Genomic DNA, 18997 nt, shown 5'->3' on the forward strand with positions numbered 1-18997 from the left:
GTTCCGAACGGCTCATCTGCGCATGCTAGCCAACGGTTCAGCGCGGCAGGAGGCAGAACGGAGGCAGCTCCGAGGCAGCTTGGGCCGTGGCCGCTCCCGTGCGGTCCCGCGGGCGTAACGTCCAGCCGCAGCAAGCCTGATCGGCCACCGGAGAAACACCGACCGGAGAAACACCAAGAGGAACATCGATCACATTCTGGAGGGCGGACCGTGGCACATGGTGTGGTGAACGCCGAGGAACTGACCAAGCGTTATCGCGGAAAAGAAACGTCGGCAGTCGACCGTATTTCATTCGACATCGCCAAAGGCGAGACCATCGGGCTGCTGGGACCCAACGGTGCCGGAAAGACCACCCTGATGAAGATGATCTGCGGCGTCACCCCTCCCACCACCGGGCGGATCCGGGTGTTCGGCGTGGACCCGGCCCGCGACCCGGTCGCCGCCAAGACGGGCATCGGCGCGATGCACCAGTCCGCCCCCTACGACGAGATGCTCTCGGCCCTGGACAACCTGCTGATCGCCACCCGCTTCAAGGGCCTGTCGTGGCGCACCACCCGCCCCTGGGCGATGGAGGTGGCCGAGTACCTCGGCCTGGCGGACCACCTGTCCCGGCTCGTCTTCCAGCTCTCCGGCGGACAGCGCCAGCGGCTGCAGCTCGTACGTGCCCTGCTGACCATCCCCGAACTGCTCATCCTCGACGAGCCGTCGGCCGGTCTGGACGTGGCCGGACGGCACCAGATCGAGCGCTTCGTGCGGTGGCTCCGCGAGGAGTACGGCATGACCGTGATCTGGACCAGCCACATCATCCAGGAGCTGGAGCGCAACGCGCAGCGGGTCCTGGTCATCAACCAGGGCAAGGTGGTCCGCTTCGCCCAGCCGAGCGAACTGGTCCGGGAGTTCGGCGGCGCCCACCTGCTGGTCAGCGTCGACGACGCGGTCGGCGCCAAGGTCGTCAAGGAGTGGGCGGTCACGGCAGGACTGACCGCCACGGTCCAGGACGCCGAGGTGCGCATCGAGAACGCACAGGTCCGGGACGTACTGCCGCACCTGTCCCAGCACTGCCACGACTCCGGCGTCGCGATCTCCGGAATCTCCACCGTCACCGACTCGCTGGAGCAGGTCTTCCTGCGCATGACCGGGAACGAGGGCTGACACCGTGGCCGACCTCGGATTCAAGACCACCGCACCCGTCGCCTCGGGCAAACCGGCCGACTTCACCGCCGTGTTCTACCGCGAGTACGCGCTCCTCGCGCGCAACAGGGTCAACCTCATCCTCGGTCTGACCCCCATGCTCGTGTACCTGCTCCTGGTGAACACCTCGCTGGGCAACGTCGTCGGGAACATCACCTACCGCGGCGAAACCCTCCCCTTCGCCGTGTTCCTCCTCCCCATGGTGCTGTCCATGTCGGTGGTCAGCGCCTCCGGAACCACGGGCATGGCGATGTTCCAGGAGGAGATGAGCGGGGTGTCCACCCAGCTCTGGAGCTGGCCGCTGCGCCGGTCGCGCTTCCTGGCCGGCAAACTCCTGGCCGGGGTCTCGCTCGTACTGGCCCAGAGCCTGCTGGCCCTGGCCGTCGCCGCGGTCATCTTCGACTACCCCTTCCACGCGTCCCACTGGATCTGGCTGCTGCTGGCGCTGGTGCTCTCGTCGGTGGCGTTCAACGGGCTGTACCTCGCGGCGGCCGTCCTCATCAGCGACTACCGCACCTTCATGGTGCTCACCAGTGTGTCGGTGCCCGTCCTGGTCTTCGCCGCGCCCTCGCTGTCCACCTCGCAGCAGCTCCCGACCGTGCTGCGGTGGATCTCGACCGTGAACCCGGTGTCCTACGCCGTCACCGGGATGCGCGACGCCGCGATCTTCGGCCTGGGCAAGGCCTGGCCCTCCCTGGTGGTGCTCGCCGTCGTCGCGATCGTCGCCAACTTCGTCGCCGGCCGGGCGCTGTTGCGGCGCACCCGGAACCTCTGACCCGCAGGAGCTCCCCACCGTGCAGACCGACGACACCGCGCAGGCCACCGACCGCGTGCAGGCCGCCGACACCGTGCAGACCGACGACACCGCGCAGACCGGTGATGCGCCCCTGGCCTGGCTCGCCACGCCCCAGGACCGCTCCGTGCACCGCCTCCCGGGCACCGACCGCGCCCAACCGCCCAAGGCCACGTGGGAGATGGCGGCACGGGCGGCGGCCAAGGTGGGCGTCACCCGGGTCGCCGACATCACCCGGCTCGACTCCATCGGCATCCCGACCTTCCAGGCCGTCCGGCCGCTCTCCAGGACGCTCGCCGTCTCCCAGGGCAAGGGGATGACCCCCGAACTGGCCCGCCTCTCCGCGGTGATGGAGTCGGTGGAGACCTGGCACGTCGAACAGCCGGCCCTGCCCGCGCTGACCGCCCCGCCCCGCACGCTCCGTACCCAACTCGGTTACGACGTGGCCGCACTGGCGCCCTCCGCGCCGAACCTGCTCCACGACGGGCTGCCGCTGGACTGGGTGGCGGCCAGATCCCTGGTCGACGGGGCGCGCACCCTCGTGCCCGTGAACGTCGTCCGGCTCACGCTGGAGGAGCACACCGACTGGAACCCGCCGGTGTTCTTCGAGTCGACGAACGGCCTGGCCGGCGGGAACACCCGGATCGAAGCCGCCCTGCACGCGCTCTGCGAGGTCATCGAGCGCGACGCGATGACGGCCGCGGTCACCGCGGGCGGGGAGATGGGCGTACGCGTCGACCCGCGCTCCCTCGGGTCATCGGTGGCCGACGAGCTGTGCACGCTGATCGAACGGGCCGGCGTCACCCTGGAGGTCCGCCTGGTCCCCTCGCCCACCGGCCTGCCGTGCTTCCTCTCCTGGGTCGCCGACGAGGAGTACCCGGCGCCGATGTTCGGCTTCGGCTGCCACCTGAGCCCCGAGATCGCCCTCACCCGGGCCGTCTCCGAAGCGGCCCAGGCCCGGCTCGCGTACATCTCGGGGGCGCGCGACGACCTCCGGGAGGACTTCGGGCCCGTGGACGCCGACCGGCTGCGCAGCGCACGCTCGGGTCCGGCGGCGGCCGACATCAGGGGCCTCGTGGAGGATCCCGTCCCGCACGACAGTCTGGCCGGGGCCCTCGCGCACGCGGTGCGCCGGGCGGCCGCCGCCTTCTCCCACCCGCCCCTCCTCGTCGACCTGACGCGCGAGGAGATCGGGGTCCCCGTCGTCAAGGTCGTGGCTCCGGGGAGCCGCGTATGCCCGGAGGTGCTGTAGCCATGGGGTCCAGCGTGCAGGGGGCCGGTGTGAGCCCGTCCGGTGCGAGCCCGTCCGGCGTGAGCCCGTCCGACGTGACCGGGGCCGACCTGACCGGGGCCGGCGTGACCGGGGCCGACGCGGCGGGCGCCGGCGCGCGCGGGGCCGGCGCGCGCGGCTCCAGGGTGGTCGTCTACGCGGGGCCGACCCTCTCGGCCGCCGATGTCCACGCGGTGCTCCCGGAAGCGGTCGTACGGCCGCCCGCGGGCCGGGGCGACCTCCTCGCGGACCAGTGGCACCCGGGAGACGTGGTCGTGCTCGTCGACGGCTACTTCCGGGAACGGCGCTCCGTCGGGCACAAGGAGATCCTCCAGGTGCTCACCGAGGGCGCGGAGGTGATCGGCGCCGCGAGCATGGGCGCGCTGCGGGCCGCGGAGCTCGCCCCCTGCGGTATGCGGGGCCTCGGCACCGTCTTCACGATGTACGCCTCGGGCGAGATCGACGGGGATGACGAGGTGGGGGTCCTGCACGGCCCGGCCGAGATGGGATACCCGCCCCAGACCGCGGCCCTGGTGAACCTCCGCCACGGCTGCAAGGAGGGCGCCGAGACCGACCTGATCCCGCCGGAAGCCGGACGGCGGATCGTGGCGGCGGCCGCGGCGCTGCCCTTCACCCACCGGGGCTGGAAGGACATCGAGGGGGCGCTCGACGAGGAGGACCACGACGCCCTGTGGACGCTGGAGGAGATGATCGCCTCGGGCGTCTGGGACCTCAAACGGCTCGACGCCGTGGCGGCGCTGCGCGCGATCGCGGGCCGGGGCGCGGCGACCCCGGGTCCGGTCGCACCCGAGGTGCCCTTCACCGGGATCAGCCGGACCCAGTCCCTGGTCCGCCGCACCCGCCGGGAGCACGCTCCGGGCCGGTGGATGTCGGACCTCGACGTACTGGACGCCGCCCGGCTGTTCGACGCGGACTATCCGGCACTGCACGAGGAGGTGCTGACCGGGCTGCTGGAGGAGCTCGCCGGCGCCAGGGGCATGACCCTCGAGACGTACGCACGGGCCAAGCTCGGGCTCGACGGCAGGTCACCGCTGCCGGACTCCCTCGGGCGCTGGTTCACGGAGCGGGAACGGGCCGAGCTCCCCGCCGCCGAGCGGATCCGGCTGCTCATGGTGCGGGTGTGGCCGGTGTGGCAGTCGGTGGACTGGCGGCCGGCGGTCCTGGCGCGGCTGCGGGACTCCGAGCGCTGGGAGGAGTGGTGCACCCTCGTGGTGCGGGCCGACGAGGCCGCGCAGGAGACCCGTCCCCGGCTCGTGGTCCCGCCGCCGCCGATGTGCGCGAAGCTCTTCCTGCGCCACTGGCAGGGGCGCGGCACCTCGCCGGACGTCGAGCTGGCCCGCCGCGGGTTCACCGGGCCCGAGGGGCTGGGCGCGGCCGTCCCGAGGTTCTTCGCCCTGGACGTCCTGCGGGGCCGCGAACGCCGCGCCGCCGCGTCCCGCTGACCGCGGGAGCCCGCCGTCACCCCCGGGCCGGAGCGGGCTCCGGCTCCGGGGGCTCCGGCAGGCGCCGGGCCAGGGCCCAGGCCAGCAGCGGGAGCGCGGCCAGCGGGAGCAGGGCCGTCCGCAGGGACACCGCGTCGGCCGCCACGCCGATCAGGGGGCTCGCGAGGCCGCCCACGCTGACGGTCAGGCCCAGGGTCACCCCGCTCGCCGTGCCCATGCGGGTCGGCAAGTAGTCCTGGCCCAGGGTGACCTGGAGGGAGAACGGCACGTACAGGGCGGTGGCGGCCAGCGCCGAGCAGACGTACACCAGCGGCAGCGGCAGGAAGAGGATGCCGGCGACGGCCGGCACCACGGCCGCGTAGGCGCGGCGGACGGTGGTGACGCGGCCCCAGCGGGCGGCCAGCCGGCCGCCGAGGAGGGTGCCGCCGGCGCTCCCGGCGAAGAGGGCGAACAGGGCCACGGCGCCCGCGGTCCCGCCGCCGCCGCGCTCACGGACGTACAGCGCGATGAAGGTGCTCAGCCCGGTGAACACCACCGAGCGGACCACGACCACCAGGGTCAGCCGCAGGAAGGCCCGCCCGTTGTCGCGGGCGCCCCGGGCCGTGGCCGGGGACGGGAGCGCCGCCTCCCCGCCCGCCGCCGAACGCTTCGCGGACGGCGGCCGGTTGAGGAACACGCCCAGCGCCGCCGGGGCGGCCAGCAGCCACCACCCCGTCGGGCCCGGCAGCGCGAGCGCGCCGACGACCAGCAGCGGGGCGCACGCGAAGCCGATGTTCCCGCCGAGGGCGAACCAGCTCATCGCCCCGTGGCCGGGGCCGCCCACCGTACGGACCAGCCGCGCGGCCGCCGGGTGGTAGGCGGCGACGCCCAGCCCGGACAGGGCGACGGCGGCGAGGGTGGCCGCGTACCCGGCGTCGAGTCCGACCAGCGCCACGCCCAGCCCCGCGACGCCAGTGGCCAGCGGGATCAGCCACGGCATCGGCCACCGGTCGGTGAGCGCCCCGAACAGCGGCTGGACCACGGAGGAGAGCAGCGAGGCGGCCAGCACGATGCCGGACGCGGCGGCGTAGCCGTACGAGCGCTCGGAGACGAGGAAGGGCACGAGCGCGGCGACGGCGCCCTGATAGACGTCCACGCAGGAGTGGCCCGCGGAGAAGGCGGCCGTACGGAGCCGGGCGGGTCCGGGCGCCGACGCCGACGCCGACGCCGACGCCGACGCCGACGCCGACGCCGGCGTCGAGGGCGGGGCTGTGGCGGTGGTCGGGGCCGAGGCAGTGTTCGGGGTGGGTCTCATGGAGGTCACCGGTCGAGAATCCCTCTCGCCCGGGGCGGCCCGCTTCCGATAAATTGCCGGGTGATGCAGAAAATCCGCCACACCCCGCGCGCCGCGACGAGCATCCGCGAGCTCGACACCCACCTCGGCATCGATCCGCACCGCCACGACGACCACCAGATCTGCTACGCGGGCTCCGGGGTGCTGTCCGTCACCACCGACGCCGGCACCTGGGTGGCCCCGACCACCCGCGCCCTGTGGATCCCCGCCGGGACCGTGCACGAGCACCGCGCCTTCGGCCGCGTCGACCTGCACTGCGTGGGCCTGCCCACCCACCTCAACCCGCTCTCCCTCTCCGCGCCCGCCGTGCTCGCCGTCGGCCCCCTGCTGCGCGAGCTGATCCTGGCCTACACCCGGGCCCCGCAGGACGACAGCGCCGAGCGGCGGAGGATGCTCGCGGTGCTGCTCGACCAGCTGAAGGCCTCACCGCTCCAGCCGCTGCACCTGCCCGCCCCCTCCGACCCCCGGCTGGCCGCGGTGTGCGCGCTGCTGCACGCCGACCCGGCGGACCCGCGCGGCCTGGCGGAGCTCTCCGCGCACGCCGGGGCCGGGGCGGGGGAGCGGACCCTGAGCCGGCTCTTCCGCGCCGAGCTGGGCATGACCTTCCCCCAGTGGCGGACCCAGCTGCGCCTGCACCACGCGCTGCGGCTGCTGGCGGTCGACACCCCCGTGACGGCGGTCGCGCACCGCTGCGGCTGGTCCTCGGCGAGCGCGTTCATCGACGTGTTCCGCCGGGCCTTCGGCCACACCCCGGGCGCGCACGGCAAGGCGGGCTGAGCCCTTCGCGGTCACCGTCGTCCGGCTCCCCTCCGGCGCCCGCCTCCGGCCCCCGTCTGGCCGTGCCCGCCCCGCAGGGTCAGCATGGGGGAAAGGGAAACGCTTCGGGGCCAGGCGTTCGGGAGGACTCATGGCGCGCACCCCGACGACCGACGTACTGATCGCGGGCGCCGGCCCGGTCGGTCTCAGCGCGGCGGTGGAACTGCGCCGCCACGGCGTGAGCTGCCGCCTCGTCGACCGGCTGCCGGCCCGCCTCCCGTACGCGAAGGCGGTCGGCATCCAGCCGCGCACGCTGGAGGTCTGGGACCGGATGGGCCTGGCCCGCACCGTCGTGGAGAGCGCCGTGTCCCTGCGCGGCCAGCTGATCTACGTCAACGGCGTCGAGCGCCCCCGGATCGAGCTGATGCTGCCACCCGAAGTGCCGTACCGCTTCGCCGCGTTGCCGCAGTACGAGACCGAGAGGATCCTCGAGGAACACCTCGCCGGGCTGGGCACGGCCATCGAACGCGGCACCGAACTCCTGTCGTTCACCCAGGACGGCCCCGGGGAGGACTCCGGCGGCGTCACGAGCCTGCTGCGCACCGCGTCCGGGGCCGAGGAGGAGCTGCGCACCCGCTACCTCATCGGCTGCGACGGGGCCCACAGCACCGTGCGCAAGGGGCTGGGACTCTCCTACGAGGGCGGCGCCTTCACCGAGGAGTACATGCTGGCGGACGTCGTGAGCGACTGGGACCTGCCCGAGGGGTACGGACTGCGGTCCGTGCACCAGGGCGCCGACGGCTCCACCGACGACGTGCTGGTGTGCATCCCGCTGCCGGGCCGGGGCCGTTACCGGATGTCGATGCTGGTTCCGCCCGAACTCTCCGCGCAGCCGCCCGGCGGTCCGGGCCGCGGATCGCCGGGCGGCCCGGGAGCGGGCGACGGCGTACGGCACGGGCTGGAGGGGGGCCGGGTCCCCGCGCTCTCCCACATCCAGGCCGTCGTCGACCGCCTGGCCCCGGCCCCGGCCACGGTCTCCGCCCTGCGCTGGTCCTCCGTCTTCCGCATCAGCCACCGCATCGTCGACCGCTACGGCGACGGGCGCGTCTTCGTCGCGGGCGACGCCGCCCACATCCACCCGCCCACCGGCGCCCAGGGCATGAACACCGGCATCCAGGACGCCTGCAACCTGGCCTGGAAGCTCGCGCTCGTCCTGCGGGAGTCCGCCGGGCCCGCCCTGCTCACGAGCTACGACGCCGAACGCCGCCCCGTCGGCGAGGAGGTCGTCGGCCGGACCGTGCGGCACGCGACCCGGGGCATGGAGAACGAGCCGGACGATCAGCGGACCGTGCTGCTCCGCGAGGCCCAACTGCTCGTCGGATACGGGGACGGGCCGCTCGCCGGGCCCGCGTCCGGCCCGGCCGGCTCCCCGCAGCCCGGCGAACGGGCCCCGGACTGCGGCGGGTTGACCATGCCCCTCGCCGCCTACCCCTCGCGGCTGCTCGACGTCCTGCGCGGCCGGGCCGGCCACGTGGTGCTCCTGTACGGGGCCGACGGCGCGGCCCTGACCGAGGCCGCCGAGCAGGCCCGGTCCGCGGGACCGGCACTGGCGGAGGGGCCGGCACCGGCCGGGGGCCCGGCCGCCGACGCGACCGCCCCGCGCACGGTGGCCGTCCTCGCCCGCGAGGCCGCCCCCGACGCCGCCGCGGGCCTGCCCGCCTCCGTCCCCGGATACCGGGACGCCGCGGGGGAGTTCGCCCGGCTCTACGGCGCCGACGGCCCGACCGGATTCCTCGTACGCCCGGACGGGTACCTCGGCGCCCGCTTCCCGCTCCCCGCCACGGCGGCGGCACTCTCCGGCTACCTGGCCGCGCTCTCCGCACCCCGGGCGTAGACGCCGATTCTCTTGGCGGTTCCCGGGCCGGGCTGTGCAGGATACTGCGGTGGTGCTGTTGACGTGGATTGCCGAAGTGGCGGACGATCCCCTGGTATTGGAGCCGGATGACCGGCGGGTGGAGTGGGAGACCAACACCTGGTCGCTGAGTACGGGAGCCGAGGACAGGAGTTCGTTGTCCGTCGCCGCGGTGGTGGCTGCCTTCGAGCGGACTGCCGCTGCCATCCGGGAACGCATTCGCGATCTGGGCTTCCCCGGCGTGGCGACGTTCTACGTGTGGCACGACGAGCAGGCCGGCCGGCTTCGGTGCTCGACCGGTTCCGTGCCCGCGGATGCCTTGCCGTTCAACGGTGCCCATACGGTTTCCGACGACCTCGGTCCGGTCGTGGAGGGCTTTCTGGCCGACGGCGAGCCAGGCTCCGTCGCCTGGTCGGATCTGGACGACGTGCGGAGCCCGTCGGCGAGGACCGGAACCGAGCCGGAGATCACGCCGTTGGGTGTCTGGGTCGCCGGCGTCGGGGCCTCGGGCTGACTGTTCCCGCCCGTCCACGCGAACAAGTCCGCGTCCGGCACCAGCCGCTCCACCAGATCCGACAGGCACGGTTCGGCGAACGGTCACCCCAGAAGAAGCGACGCCCTAGACGGCCGGTCCCTCCGTGAGGGCGTCGAGGCCGGCGATCCAGCGCCGGGTTTCCTCGGCGAAGTCGGCCCGTCCCACGTCGTGGTGGGCGGCGACGGCGCGCAGGGCCGGAGGCTTGTCCTGCCAGGAGGTGTGGCGCCGGTCGGCGTCGCGGAGGAAGATCTCGCTGCCGACCGCGTTGGTGTGGAAGGACAGCTCCAGGGGCCGCGGGCCGGTCAGCAGGAAGGTCTGCCGGAGGGGGAGGTGCCATTCGACGTCGGGGATGGAGCGCTGGTTGACGGGCGCGCGGTCGTGGCCGTAGCCCGCGGCGGTGAAGCCGTCGAGGACGGCCTCGTACAGCGGGAGCGTGGTGACGCGGACCGGGTCGAAGTCCCGCTGCGTCTCGCTCCCCTCGATCCTGACTCCGGTGTTCAGGAACAGGTCGATGCCGCCGAGCCCGCGGCCGCGGGTCTCGGACACCGGGGTCTCCCAGCGGAGCCGGTGCTCGAAGGGCACCCGGCGCTCCTCGCCCCGGGCGAGGGTGAAGTACGCGCCGGTCGCGTGGATGTGGTCGATCGTGTCGCCCTTCGCACCCTCGCCGCCGCCCTTGCGGACCTGGGGCGGGTTGTAGAGGAACGTCAGGTCGACGCCCTTCAGTTCCACCTCGCGGTCCGGAGCCCGCAGCACCACTTCGCCGGTGAGCAGTCCGCCCGGGCGCGCCGGTTCGGGCTGGACGATCGTGTTCACTTCGAGCGGTATGCCGCCCTTGCCCAGGAGACGTTTGAAGACCATGGGGGCAGGTTAGGGCAGACCGGCCCCCGACGATCATGATCAGGAGGATCTTCCGCACGACGGGCCGGGCCACGGGCCCTCCATACTGGACGGCGTGAACACCGCAGCCGAATCCGCAGCCACCACCGGCGCCGCCGACCCCGTCCTGTGCGCCGTCGAAGGCCGTACCGGGGTGATCACCCTCAACCGCCCCAGGGCCCTCAACGCCCTCACCCACCCCATGGTGCTCCGCATCACCGAGGCCCTGACCGGCTGGGAACGGGATCCGGGCGTGGAACAGGTGCTCATCCGCGGCGCGGGCGAGCGCGGGCTGTGCGCCGGCGGTGACATCCGGGCCATCCACGACGACGCCAAGGCCGGGACGCGGGCCTCCGCCGCCTTCTGGCGCGACGAGTACCGCCTCAACGCGTACATCGCCCGCTACCCCAAGCCCTACGTGGCCCTCATGGACGGCATCGTGATGGGCGGCGGAGTCGGGGTGTCGGCGCACGGCGGCGTCCGCGTGGTCACCGAGCGCTCCCGCGTCGCCATGCCCGAAACCGGCATCGGCTTCGTCCCGGACGTCGGCGGCACCCACCTGCTGGCCCGCGCCCCCGGCCTGCTCGGCACCCATCTCGCCCTCACCGGCTCCGCGGTGGGCGCCGCCGACGCGCTGCTGTGCGGGCTCGCCGACCACTTCGTACCCGCCGGCCGGCTGCCGGAGCTGACCGCCGGGCTCGCCGGGGCCCCGGCCCGGGAGGTGCTGGAGCGGTACACCGCCGAGCCCGGGCCCGGGACGCTGGCCGGGGCGCGGGAGTGGATCGACCACTGCTACGCCGCCGACGGCGTCGAGGAGATCGTGGACCGGCTGCTCGGACACGGGGACCCGGAGGCGAAGGAGGCCGCCGAGACCATCCTCGCCAAGTCCCCGACCGCCCTGAAGGTGACCCTGGAGTCCGTACGCCGGGCCGCAGCGCTCGGCGCGCTGGAGCCGGTGCTGGAACAGGAGTTCCGGGTCTCCTGCAATGCGCTGACCTCACCCGACCTGGTGGAGGGCATCCGGGCCCAGGTGGTCGACAAGGACCGCAGGCCGCGCTGGTCCCCGGCCACCCTCGGCGAGGTCACGGGGCAGGACGTGGCCCGCTTCTTCGCCCCGCTCGCCGGGGGCGGCCCGTGGACCGCCACGGGGTGAACCCGCCCGCCGGGTGCGGGAGCCGGGTCAGGGCCGCCGGGCCCGGTACAGATCGCGGATCAGGGCGATCTCGGCACCGTGGTGCAGCAGTTCCTGGTTGACCCACCAGGCGATGTCGACGAACGGCTCCTCCGCGTCGCTTCCGTGCGGATAGGTGCAGTAGCCCACGGTGTCCAGGGCCGCTTCGCCGACGCCCAGCAGCGCGTCGCGCCAGGCCGCCGCGGCGGAGCCGAAGCCCGTGAGCGCTCCCGCGGCCCCGCCCTCGACGCGCTGGTCGGCCCGGGTCAGCGCGCGGCTCCCGACCCGTCGCCGCTGTCCACGACGGGCCCGGGCATGCGGTCCGAGAGGCGGGTGCGCGCGAAGTCGAACTGGGCCAGCAGGGGGATCAGGCGGGGTGGGGTCACTGGAGCGTGCTCCTGTCGTCGGTGGTGGCGGCCGTCCCGGGAGCGGCTTCCACCCAGTCGACCAGTTCGATGATCACACCGTTGGGGTCGGACACCAGGAACAGCCGCTCGCCCCAGGGCTCCACGCGCGGCTCCATGACGATGGGGACGCCCTCGGAGCGCAGCCGCTCGTACTCGGCGGGCAGGTCGGCGACGGTGAACGCCAGGAGTACTCCGGCGGCGTGCTGCTCGCGCAGATCCTCGGGAAGGACCTCCAGGCCGCGCCGCACGAAGATCACGTTCGGGCCGTCGGGGTGGGAGAGGGAGGCGAAGCCGTCGGCCGCCATCGTTTCCTTGAATCCGAAATGCCTGGTCAGGAAGGTGGAAGAGGTGGTGGCGTCCTCGACCGTGAGGCAGATGGCGGTGGTGGTGATCCGCATGGTTCCTCCTGGTAGCGTGGCTCGGAGTTTCATTATACAGCGTATTCTGTACAGTGTATAAGGTTAATTGGGCGGGCTGCCGGAAGGCGGCGGGAAGGGGCCGGGAGTGACCACGGACCGGAGCGGCGCGGGCGACCCCGTCCGTACGCTGGAGCTGCTGTGGCGCGAGCCGGGGCAGGGGGCGCCCAGCGGGCGGCGCGGGCCCCGGCAGGGGCTGACCGTCGACGCCGTCGTCGACGGTGCGATCGCACTGGCCGACGAGGCGGCGGGCGAGGGGCGGTCGGGGCTGGCCGCGCTGACGATGCGGGCGCTGGCCCAGCGGCTGGGGGTCACCCCCATGACCCTCTACACCTACGTCCCCGGCAAGGCCGAGCTGCTCGACCTGATGCTGGATGCCGCGTACCTGGCCATGGACCGCGCCGAGCCGGGCCCCGACGGGTCCTGGCGGGAGAGGGCCGCCCGCATCGCCGGGGACAACCGTGCGCTGTACCTGCGGCACCCCTGGACCGCCGAACTGCCGGTCACCCGGCCCCCGCTGGGGCCCGGCGTCATCGGCAAGTACGAGTACGAGCTCGCGGCCTTCGAGGGGATCGGCCTCACCGACGTGGAGATGGACGCCGCCCTGACCCACCTCCTCGGCTTCGTCCACGCCCAGGCCCTGGCCGCCGCCGACACCGCCGCGCACAACGCCCGCCAGAGCGACCAGGAGTGGTGGGAGCTCAGCGCCCCGCTGCTGGAACGGGTCATGGACCCCGGGCGCTATCCCCTCGCCGGGCGGGTCGGCGGCGCGGTCGGCGGGTACAGCCCCGAGACCGTGTGGGACTTCGGCCTGCGCTGCGTCCTCGACGGGATCGCGCGGCTGCTGGAGCGGGGCGGCGCGGACTGAGCGGGCCTGCCCGACCGGGCCGACCCGACCGGGCCCGACCGACCCGACCGGGCCTGATCCGGGAGGTGCGTCCTACCGGTAGCCCGTGGGGTCCGCCGGGAGGTCCGGGTCCTGGACCTCGACCATGTACCGCCAGGCGTCCGGCCGGCTGCCGTCCACGTCGGTGAAGCCGTAGACCCGGGCCAGTTGCCCGCTGGAGAGCGACTGCCCGTTCCAGCGCGACAGTTCCGGGTCGGCCGCCAGCGCGGCGACCGCGCGGCCCACGTAGAAGGGGGTCTCCGAGATGCCGAAGTGCGGGACCGTCTTCAGGGCGTCCCGCCAATTCGCCTCGGTGACACCGAAGTTGTCCAGCATCATCTCCGAACGGAGCCAGCCCGGGGTGAGGGCCACCGCCGTCGCCCCGCGCGGGCCCACCTCGTGTCCGAGCGCGAACGCCATGCGCAGCACCGCCGACTTGGCGATGTCGTAGAAGAAGGAGACCCGGTAGCGGCTCGCGTTGTACTCCGCCGTGCCGTCCGTCATCTCCACCACCAGTCCGCCCGGTTCGCGCAGCAGCAGGGGGAGGGCGTAGTGGCTGGTCACCGCGTGGGTCTCCACGGCCAGCCGCAGCAGCCGCAGTCCGTTGTCCAGGTCGTGTTCCCAGACCGTGCTCTCCCACTCGAAGAGCCGCTCGCCGCCCCAGATGTCGTTCACCAGTACGTCGAGCCGGCCCTGCTCCGCGTCGATCCGCCCGACGAGGGCCTCGACCTGCTCGGGGACCAGATGGTCCGCCACCACCGCGATGCCGCGTCCCCCGGCCGCCGTGACCAGTTCGGCCGTCTCCTCGATCGTCTCAGGCCGGTCGTACTCCGAGCGACTGCCCCGGGTGCTGCGCCCGCTCACGTACACGGTCGCGCCGCGGGCGCCCAGTTCGACCGCGATGCCCCGGCCCGCGCCGCGGGTCGCCCCGGCCACCAGGGCCACCTTGTCTTCGAGAGTCCGCTGTACCTGCGTCATGACCCCGACCCTACGGCGCACGCGCACGGCGCGGGCGGTCCGGCGCGCCTGCGGCTCCGTGAGCCGGGGAGGGAGTGGATCCGCGAGACGGGGCGGGTGCGGCCTTGAACAACCGGCCCCCGAGGCCGCACTGTTGGCGGAGATCCGTTCGTATTGTCAGGAGACAGGCTTGTCCAGCGAACCCGTGACGGCATCCGAGCCGACGCCCCCGTCCCCGTACGTCATCGACCCCGCCGGCGGCTGCCCGCACGCCCTCAACGCCCGGCTGCGCGCCCGGGGAGCCGTGGCCGAGGTGGTGCTTCCCGGTGGCGTTCCCGGTGCGGTCGTCCTCGGTCACGAGGCGCTGAAGGAGTTCCTCGCCCACCCCGATGTGGCCAAGGACGCCCGGCACTTCCCCGCCCTGCACGACGGCACCATCGCCCCGGACTGGCCGCTGCGCGTCTTCGCCAACGCCCAGGGCATGCACACCGCCGACGACGCCGACCACCGCCGGCTGCGCTCCCTGGTCGGCAACGCCTTCACCGCCCGCCAGGTGGAGCGGCTGCGCCCCCGCATCGAGGAGCTGACGGCCGGACTGCTGGGGGACCTGGAGCGGGCGGCCGAGGCCTCCCCGGACGGGGTGGCGGACCTGCGCACGCACGTCGCGCTCCCGCTCCCGATGAGCGTGATCTGCGAGCTCCTCGGGGTGAACCCCGAACACCGGGGGCGGCTGCACGCGTTGTCCAACACGGTCATCGTCGCCACCGACGTCACCCCGGCCGAGGTCATGGGGGCCCTGCGCGAGCTCGTCGAGCTGATCGCCACCATCGCCGCGGCCCGCCGGGCCGATCCGGGCGAGGACCTGACCAGCGCGCTGATCGCCGCCCGGGACGGCGACGGCGACCGGCTCAGCGAGGCCGAACTCACCGGCACCATGCGGCTGATGCTCGTAGCGGGCCACGAGACCACGCTCAACCTGATCAGCAACGCCGTACGCGCCCTGTGCACCCACCGCGACCAGCTCGCGCTGGTGCTCGAGGGGAAGGCCACCTGGTCGGACGTGGTCGACGAGACCCTGCGCTTCGACGCCCCGGTCAGCTGGTTCCCGTTCCGCTACCCGACCCGCGATCTGACCATCGGCGGGACCGTGATCCCGCAGGGCACCCCGGTCCTCGCCGGCTACACGGCGGCCGGCCGCGACGAGGCCTTCCACGGCCCCGGCGCCGACCGCTTCGACCTGACCCGCCCCACCGCGGCCCGCAACCTGTCCTTCGGCCACGGCGCGCACTACTGCGTCGGAGCCCCGCTCGCCCGGCTGGAGGCCACCATCGCCCTGGAGGCCCTCTTCACCCGCTTCCCGGACCTGGACCTGGCCGTCCCCGAAGCCGAACTCCCGCACCAGCGCAGCTTCATAGGCAACAGCGTCGAGTCGCTGCCGGTCCGCCTACGGGGCTCCGGCGGGCGGTGAGATCTCGGTGCTCAGCCACCCCAGTGCGTCGGGGTACATCGCGATCCAGGTCTGGAAGTTGTGTCCGCCCTGAGGGCGGACCAGCGTCTTGACCCGCACTCCGGAATCCTGGGCCGCCTTCGTGAACTCGGCCAGCTGCTGCGGCGGGCTGTCCTTGTCCTGCGCGGACGTGGCGAGGAACAGCCCGACGTCGGTGTTCTTGTCCCGCTTGGCCTGCGCGACCAGCCACATCGGGCTGTTGCGCTCGCGCAGCACCGGATCGGACAGCACGTCCGGGTCGCCGGTCAGCGGATCCGGGTCCAGGGCCGCGCCCGCCCGGAAGACCTTCGGGTACTGGAGGGGCAGTTTGGCCGCGCAGAACGCCCCGGTGGAAATGCCCATCAGCCCCCAGCCCTTGGGCTCGGGGAGCGTGCGGAAGTTCTTGGCGACCAGATCCGGCACGTCCTCGGCGAGCCAGCTCGCCACCTTGCGCTGCGGGGTGTTCGTGCAGTCGGTGTTCACGCCTCCCGGGTACAGGTCGGGGATCACCAGGATGAAGGGGTGCGCCGCGCCGAGCTGGACGAGCTGCTCCAGCGCGCCGGGCATGTCACCGATGTCGAGCCAGGAGCGGGGCGAGCCCGGATAGCCGTGCAGCAGCATCAGCACCGGGAACCGGGTCTTGTCCGCACCCGGTGCGTCGTACTCCGGGGGAGTCCACACGATCACCTGGCCGGCGAGCTTCGAGTGGGAGCCGCGGAAGTAGGTGGTGCGCGTGCCGTCGCCGCCGAGGGTGAACTTGGCCCGCCCCAGCGGCGGCCCGGTCATGGGGGAACCGTTCCCGGTGTCGGTGCCCAGCAGGTCGTCCCACGAGGAGTAGAGGCCGTAGCTCCCGTTGATCCAGGTGGCCACCACGCAGATGGCGGTGAGCTGGCACAGGCCGATCATCAGCAGCCGGGCCGGCCAGCGCACCCAGCCGGGGCCCGGGACGCGGTTCCACAGGAGCAGCGCGGCGAGCATCGCGAGCGCGGTGACGACGATCAGCGTGATGAGGAACGACGTACTGGTCAGCTCCACTGCGCCGGCTCCTGACGTACGACGGAATGATGGAGAATTCCGGACAATACGCCAAATCTACGATGCGCACCGCCCTGCGGAGGGGGCGGTGCGCATCGTGTCGGACCGGGTGCTGCCGGACGGTCAAGCCGGCCGGCGCCGGCTACCGAGTCGAAGGTATGGGCGAAGGGGCCCTTCGTCGTGCTCGCCCCCGTGCTCGCCTCCGTTCTCGCCCCCGTTCTCGCCTCCGGCCGCGCCGGCGGCCTGCCGGGGGTGGTGAGCTTGCGGGACGGGGCGAGCGGAGTGGTCGTGACGTGCGCCTTTGTCCGTTGCCGGGATCTCGATGTGAACGAACGGCGAAGATCCCGAACCGGGGTGCCGTGAGACCTCACAGGTCAGGGCCTTGCTCCTGGGGTACATTCACCGCCTGTTCACCCGCGCGGTTCCGAGGCTTTCGGGCGTGCTGGTGTCGTATGAGGCATGATCGACGGGGATATGCGCAATACGCGGAAAATCATGAAATCGACGAGTCACCGGATCCGGTCCGGGGTGCGGGCCGGGATGCCGCCGGTGACTCCGTCGCGCGCGGGCTACCAGGTGAAACTGCTGGTCGACCCGGAGCGGGTGCTCGACGCCGACGGCCTGCCCACGGCCGCCGCGGCCGCCGCGCTGTCGCTCGGCGCGCCCGGCCGCGTCGAGGTCGCCCAGTACATGGACGACGCCGGGCGCAGCCTGAACGGCCAGGGCTGGATCGTCCGCATCCGGCGCCACGACGACGAGAACCGCATCCGCCTCGCCTACAAGGCGCGCTTCGACATCGAGGGCGACGGCACGGACCCGGCCGAGGTGCGGCGCGTGATGGACCGGGCTTCCGGGTACAACTTCTGCGCCGGCGACGGCAATTACTCCGTCCAGGTCAACCTCAGCCACACCCGCGCCACCCTCGACTTCACCAACAAGAAGTGCCGTCCGGTCCCGGGCCTGGCGCCCGGTGAACTCCCCGGACTCGACGCCTCCCGCGCCCTCGTCCTGGACCGACTGCCCGGCAAGCTCGCCAAGTGGGGTGCGAAACCTGCCGGTTGGGCTGAGTCGGTCACCGCTTCATCCCGGCTCCACGGTCCCGTAAGACAGGCCAACTATCCTGGCCGGATGCTCGATCACGCGATGGAGACGCAAGTCAGCCGGCTGCGGACCGCCTCCGGCGAGCTCGCCTGGTTCACCGAGATCACCGCCAAGGGGCGCACCCTGCGCGACGCGGTCGAACTCCGCTCCGACCTGATGGGCAAGCTCCGCGCCGAAGGCTGGCTGCTGGAGCGGGACGCCTTCAAGACCGACCTCATCCTCGGCCGGTGAACACCTCCGCGCCCGCGCCGATACGCGTGGCCCACCTGGCCGACCTGCACATAGGCTCCGCCCTGCGCGGGCTGGCCCACTACCCCGGCGCCCCCGCGATAGACGGGCGCGAAGCCCCGTACGAGGCCCTGCGCGCGGCCGTGCGGCGCATCGTCGAGGGCGGCTACGACGCGGTGCTCGTCGCCGGGGACGTCTTCGACCGCCGCCACTGCGACGCCCGGGCTCTGGCCGCCTGCCAGGACGCGCTCGGCACCTTCCACGAGGCGGGCCTGCGCACGGTCGTGGTCTCGGGCAACCACGACGCCGAGACCCCGCTGCCGCACAAACTGAACCTCCCGCCCTCGGTGCGCTGGCTCGGCGGCGACGCCCCCGAGTCGGTGACCTGGCACGACCTCGGCATCACCGTCCACGGCCAGTCGGTGGCCGATCCCGACGAGCGCCGCGACCTCGCTGCGGGCTTCCCGCGCGCCGTACCCGGCGCCGTCAACATAGGACTGCTGCACACCAGCCTGCACGGCGCCTGGAGCCGCCGGGTCTGCGCACCGGCCGACCCGCGGACGCTGGCCCGCGCCGGCTACGACTACTGGGCCCTGGGCCACGTCCACCACCGGCTGGTCCCCGGCGCCGGCGCCTTCGCCGCGTACCCGGGCAACACCCACGCCCGCGGGCCCGCGGAGGCCGGCGGCCGCGGATTCACCGAGCTGCTGATCGCGGGCCCCGGAGCGCCGCGGATCCTCCCGGTGGACACCGCCCCGGTGCGGTACGAGACCCTTCACCTCCCGTGCCCGGAGACCGCCGAAGCCGAGCTGAAGAACCGTTTCGCCGCCGTCCCGCAGCCGTCCGAAGGGGGCGCCGTCGTCTGGACCCTCAGCCCCGCCACCGACCCCGGCCTCCTCCACGAGGCCCGCGCCCTGGCCGGTCCGGCCGCCATGGTCTGCCCGGCCGAGGCCCTGCCCGCCGCCTGCTGAACCGGCCACCGGTCGAACCTGCCGTCTGCCGAGCCCACGGCCTGCCGAGCCGGCCGTCGGCTGAGCCCACGGCCTGCCGAGCCTGCCGTCTGCCGAGCCCACGGCGTGCCGAATGGCCAGGGCACAACGGCCGGAAGAAAGGGACCAAAGCCCGCAAGGGCCCTCATGATGCGTTGTTAGGGTCGCCTTACTCCATTCGACGCAAAGTGG

Annotated in this window: 17 protein-coding genes and 1 pseudogene; 12 read left to right on the forward strand and 6 right to left on the reverse strand. The window is 73.3% G+C overall.

Going from position 1 to position 18997, the window contains the following annotated elements; genetic code table 11:
• Positions 1-210 precede the first annotated feature (210 nt).
• The 4 genes from ACWCP2_RS04420 to ACWCP2_RS04435 are packed head-to-tail and all read left to right on the forward strand — an operon-like array spanning position 211 to position 4717.
• Entirely contained in the window at positions 211-1152 is a 942-nt protein-coding gene (locus tag ACWCP2_RS04420) for an ABC transporter ATP-binding protein (RefSeq protein WP_450907072.1), read from the forward strand.
• A 4-nt stretch (positions 1153-1156) separates the two neighbouring features.
• Positions 1157-1966, forward strand: a complete 810-nt coding sequence (locus ACWCP2_RS04425) for an ABC transporter permease (protein WP_450907073.1) — start codon at positions 1157-1159, stop codon at positions 1964-1966.
• 19 nt (positions 1967-1985) lie between these two features.
• Positions 1986-3236, forward strand: coding sequence for a YcaO-like family protein (locus ACWCP2_RS04430; RefSeq protein ID WP_450907074.1), 1251 nt, complete (start codon positions 1986-1988; stop codon positions 3234-3236).
• Positions 3237-3238: 2 nt separating this feature from the next.
• The gene (locus ACWCP2_RS04435; RefSeq protein WP_450907075.1) at positions 3239-4717 is read left to right on the forward strand and encodes a TfuA-like protein; all 1479 of its coding nucleotides are present in this window, start codon (positions 3239-3241) and stop codon (positions 4715-4717) included.
• A 16-nt stretch (positions 4718-4733) separates the two neighbouring features.
• Here the strand turns inward: ACWCP2_RS04435 and ACWCP2_RS04440 are convergent, their stop codons facing one another.
• On the reverse strand, positions 4734-6020 hold the full coding sequence (locus ACWCP2_RS04440; protein ID WP_450907076.1) for an MFS transporter: 1287 nt from the start codon (positions 6018-6020) through the stop codon (positions 4734-4736).
• A 54-nt stretch (positions 6021-6074) separates the two neighbouring features.
• Here ACWCP2_RS04440 and ACWCP2_RS04445 point away from each other — a divergent pair, with 54 nt between their 5' ends.
• The 3 genes from ACWCP2_RS04445 (at position 6075) to ACWCP2_RS04455 (ending at position 9232) form a co-directional block, all read left to right on the forward strand.
• Positions 6075-6827, forward strand: a complete 753-nt coding sequence (locus ACWCP2_RS04445) for an AraC family transcriptional regulator (RefSeq protein ID WP_450907077.1) — start codon at positions 6075-6077, stop codon at positions 6825-6827.
• Between the two features lie 130 nt (positions 6828-6957).
• Positions 6958-8700, forward strand: a complete 1743-nt coding sequence (locus ACWCP2_RS04450; protein ID WP_450907078.1) for an FAD-dependent monooxygenase — start codon at positions 6958-6960, stop codon at positions 8698-8700.
• 49 nt (positions 8701-8749) lie between these two features.
• On the forward strand, positions 8750-9232 hold the full coding sequence (locus ACWCP2_RS04455; protein ID WP_450907079.1) for a hypothetical protein: 483 nt from the start codon (positions 8750-8752) through the stop codon (positions 9230-9232).
• A 105-nt stretch (positions 9233-9337) separates the two neighbouring features.
• On the opposite strand, the gene ACWCP2_RS04460 is transcribed toward ACWCP2_RS04455, so the two are convergent.
• Entirely contained in the window at positions 9338-10111 is a 774-nt protein-coding gene (locus ACWCP2_RS04460; RefSeq protein ID WP_450907080.1) for a sporulation protein, read from the reverse strand.
• 94 nt (positions 10112-10205) lie between these two features.
• Here ACWCP2_RS04460 and ACWCP2_RS04465 point away from each other — a divergent pair, with 94 nt between their 5' ends.
• Positions 10206-11282: an enoyl-CoA hydratase/isomerase family protein gene (locus ACWCP2_RS04465; protein ID WP_450907081.1), complete on the forward strand. Its 1077-nt coding sequence runs from the start codon at positions 10206-10208 to the stop codon at positions 11280-11282.
• A 27-nt stretch (positions 11283-11309) separates the two neighbouring features.
• Here the strand turns inward: ACWCP2_RS04465 and ACWCP2_RS04470 are convergent.
• Positions 11310-11686, reverse strand: a pseudogene (locus tag ACWCP2_RS04470) (hypothetical protein).
• On the reverse strand, positions 11683-12105 hold the full coding sequence (locus ACWCP2_RS04475) for a VOC family protein (RefSeq protein ID WP_450907082.1): 423 nt from the start codon (positions 12103-12105) through the stop codon (positions 11683-11685). Before ACWCP2_RS04475 ends, ACWCP2_RS04470 begins: the two are co-directional and overlap by 4 nt.
• Before the next feature lie 106 nt (positions 12106-12211).
• Between ACWCP2_RS04475 and ACWCP2_RS04480 the strand changes: the two genes are divergently transcribed.
• A complete protein-coding gene (locus ACWCP2_RS04480) occupies positions 12212-12991 on the forward strand; it encodes a TetR/AcrR family transcriptional regulator (protein WP_450907083.1) in 780 nt (259 codons plus the stop codon).
• 72 nt (positions 12992-13063) lie between these two features.
• Here the strand turns inward: ACWCP2_RS04480 and ACWCP2_RS04485 are convergent, their stop codons facing one another.
• Positions 13064-13987, reverse strand: a complete 924-nt coding sequence (locus ACWCP2_RS04485; RefSeq protein ID WP_450907084.1) for an SDR family oxidoreductase — start codon at positions 13985-13987, stop codon at positions 13064-13066.
• A 169-nt stretch (positions 13988-14156) separates the two neighbouring features.
• Here ACWCP2_RS04485 and ACWCP2_RS04490 point away from each other — a divergent pair, with 169 nt between their 5' ends.
• Complete coding sequence (locus ACWCP2_RS04490; RefSeq protein ID WP_450907085.1) at positions 14157-15434, forward strand: cytochrome P450 family protein; 1278 nt, start codon at positions 14157-14159, stop codon at positions 15432-15434.
• On the opposite strand, the gene ACWCP2_RS04495 is transcribed toward ACWCP2_RS04490, so the two are convergent.
• Positions 15411-16487, reverse strand: coding sequence for an alpha/beta hydrolase (locus ACWCP2_RS04495; RefSeq protein ID WP_450907086.1), 1077 nt, complete (start codon positions 16485-16487; stop codon positions 15411-15413). The genes ACWCP2_RS04490 and ACWCP2_RS04495 overlap by 24 nt on opposite strands.
• A gap of 495 nt (positions 16488-16982) precedes the next feature.
• Here ACWCP2_RS04495 and ACWCP2_RS04500 point away from each other — a divergent pair, with 495 nt between their 5' ends.
• Together ACWCP2_RS04500 and ACWCP2_RS04505 are read left to right on the forward strand one after the other, a co-directional pair.
• On the forward strand, positions 16983-17819 hold the full coding sequence (locus tag ACWCP2_RS04500; RefSeq protein WP_450907087.1) for a hypothetical protein: 837 nt from the start codon (positions 16983-16985) through the stop codon (positions 17817-17819).
• A complete protein-coding gene (locus tag ACWCP2_RS04505; protein ID WP_450907088.1) occupies positions 17816-18787 on the forward strand; it encodes a metallophosphoesterase family protein in 972 nt (323 codons plus the stop codon). Before ACWCP2_RS04500 ends, ACWCP2_RS04505 begins: the two co-directional genes overlap by 4 nt.
• Positions 18788-18997 lie beyond the last annotated feature (210 nt).

The organism is Streptomyces sp. NPDC002104, assembly GCF_053593795.1.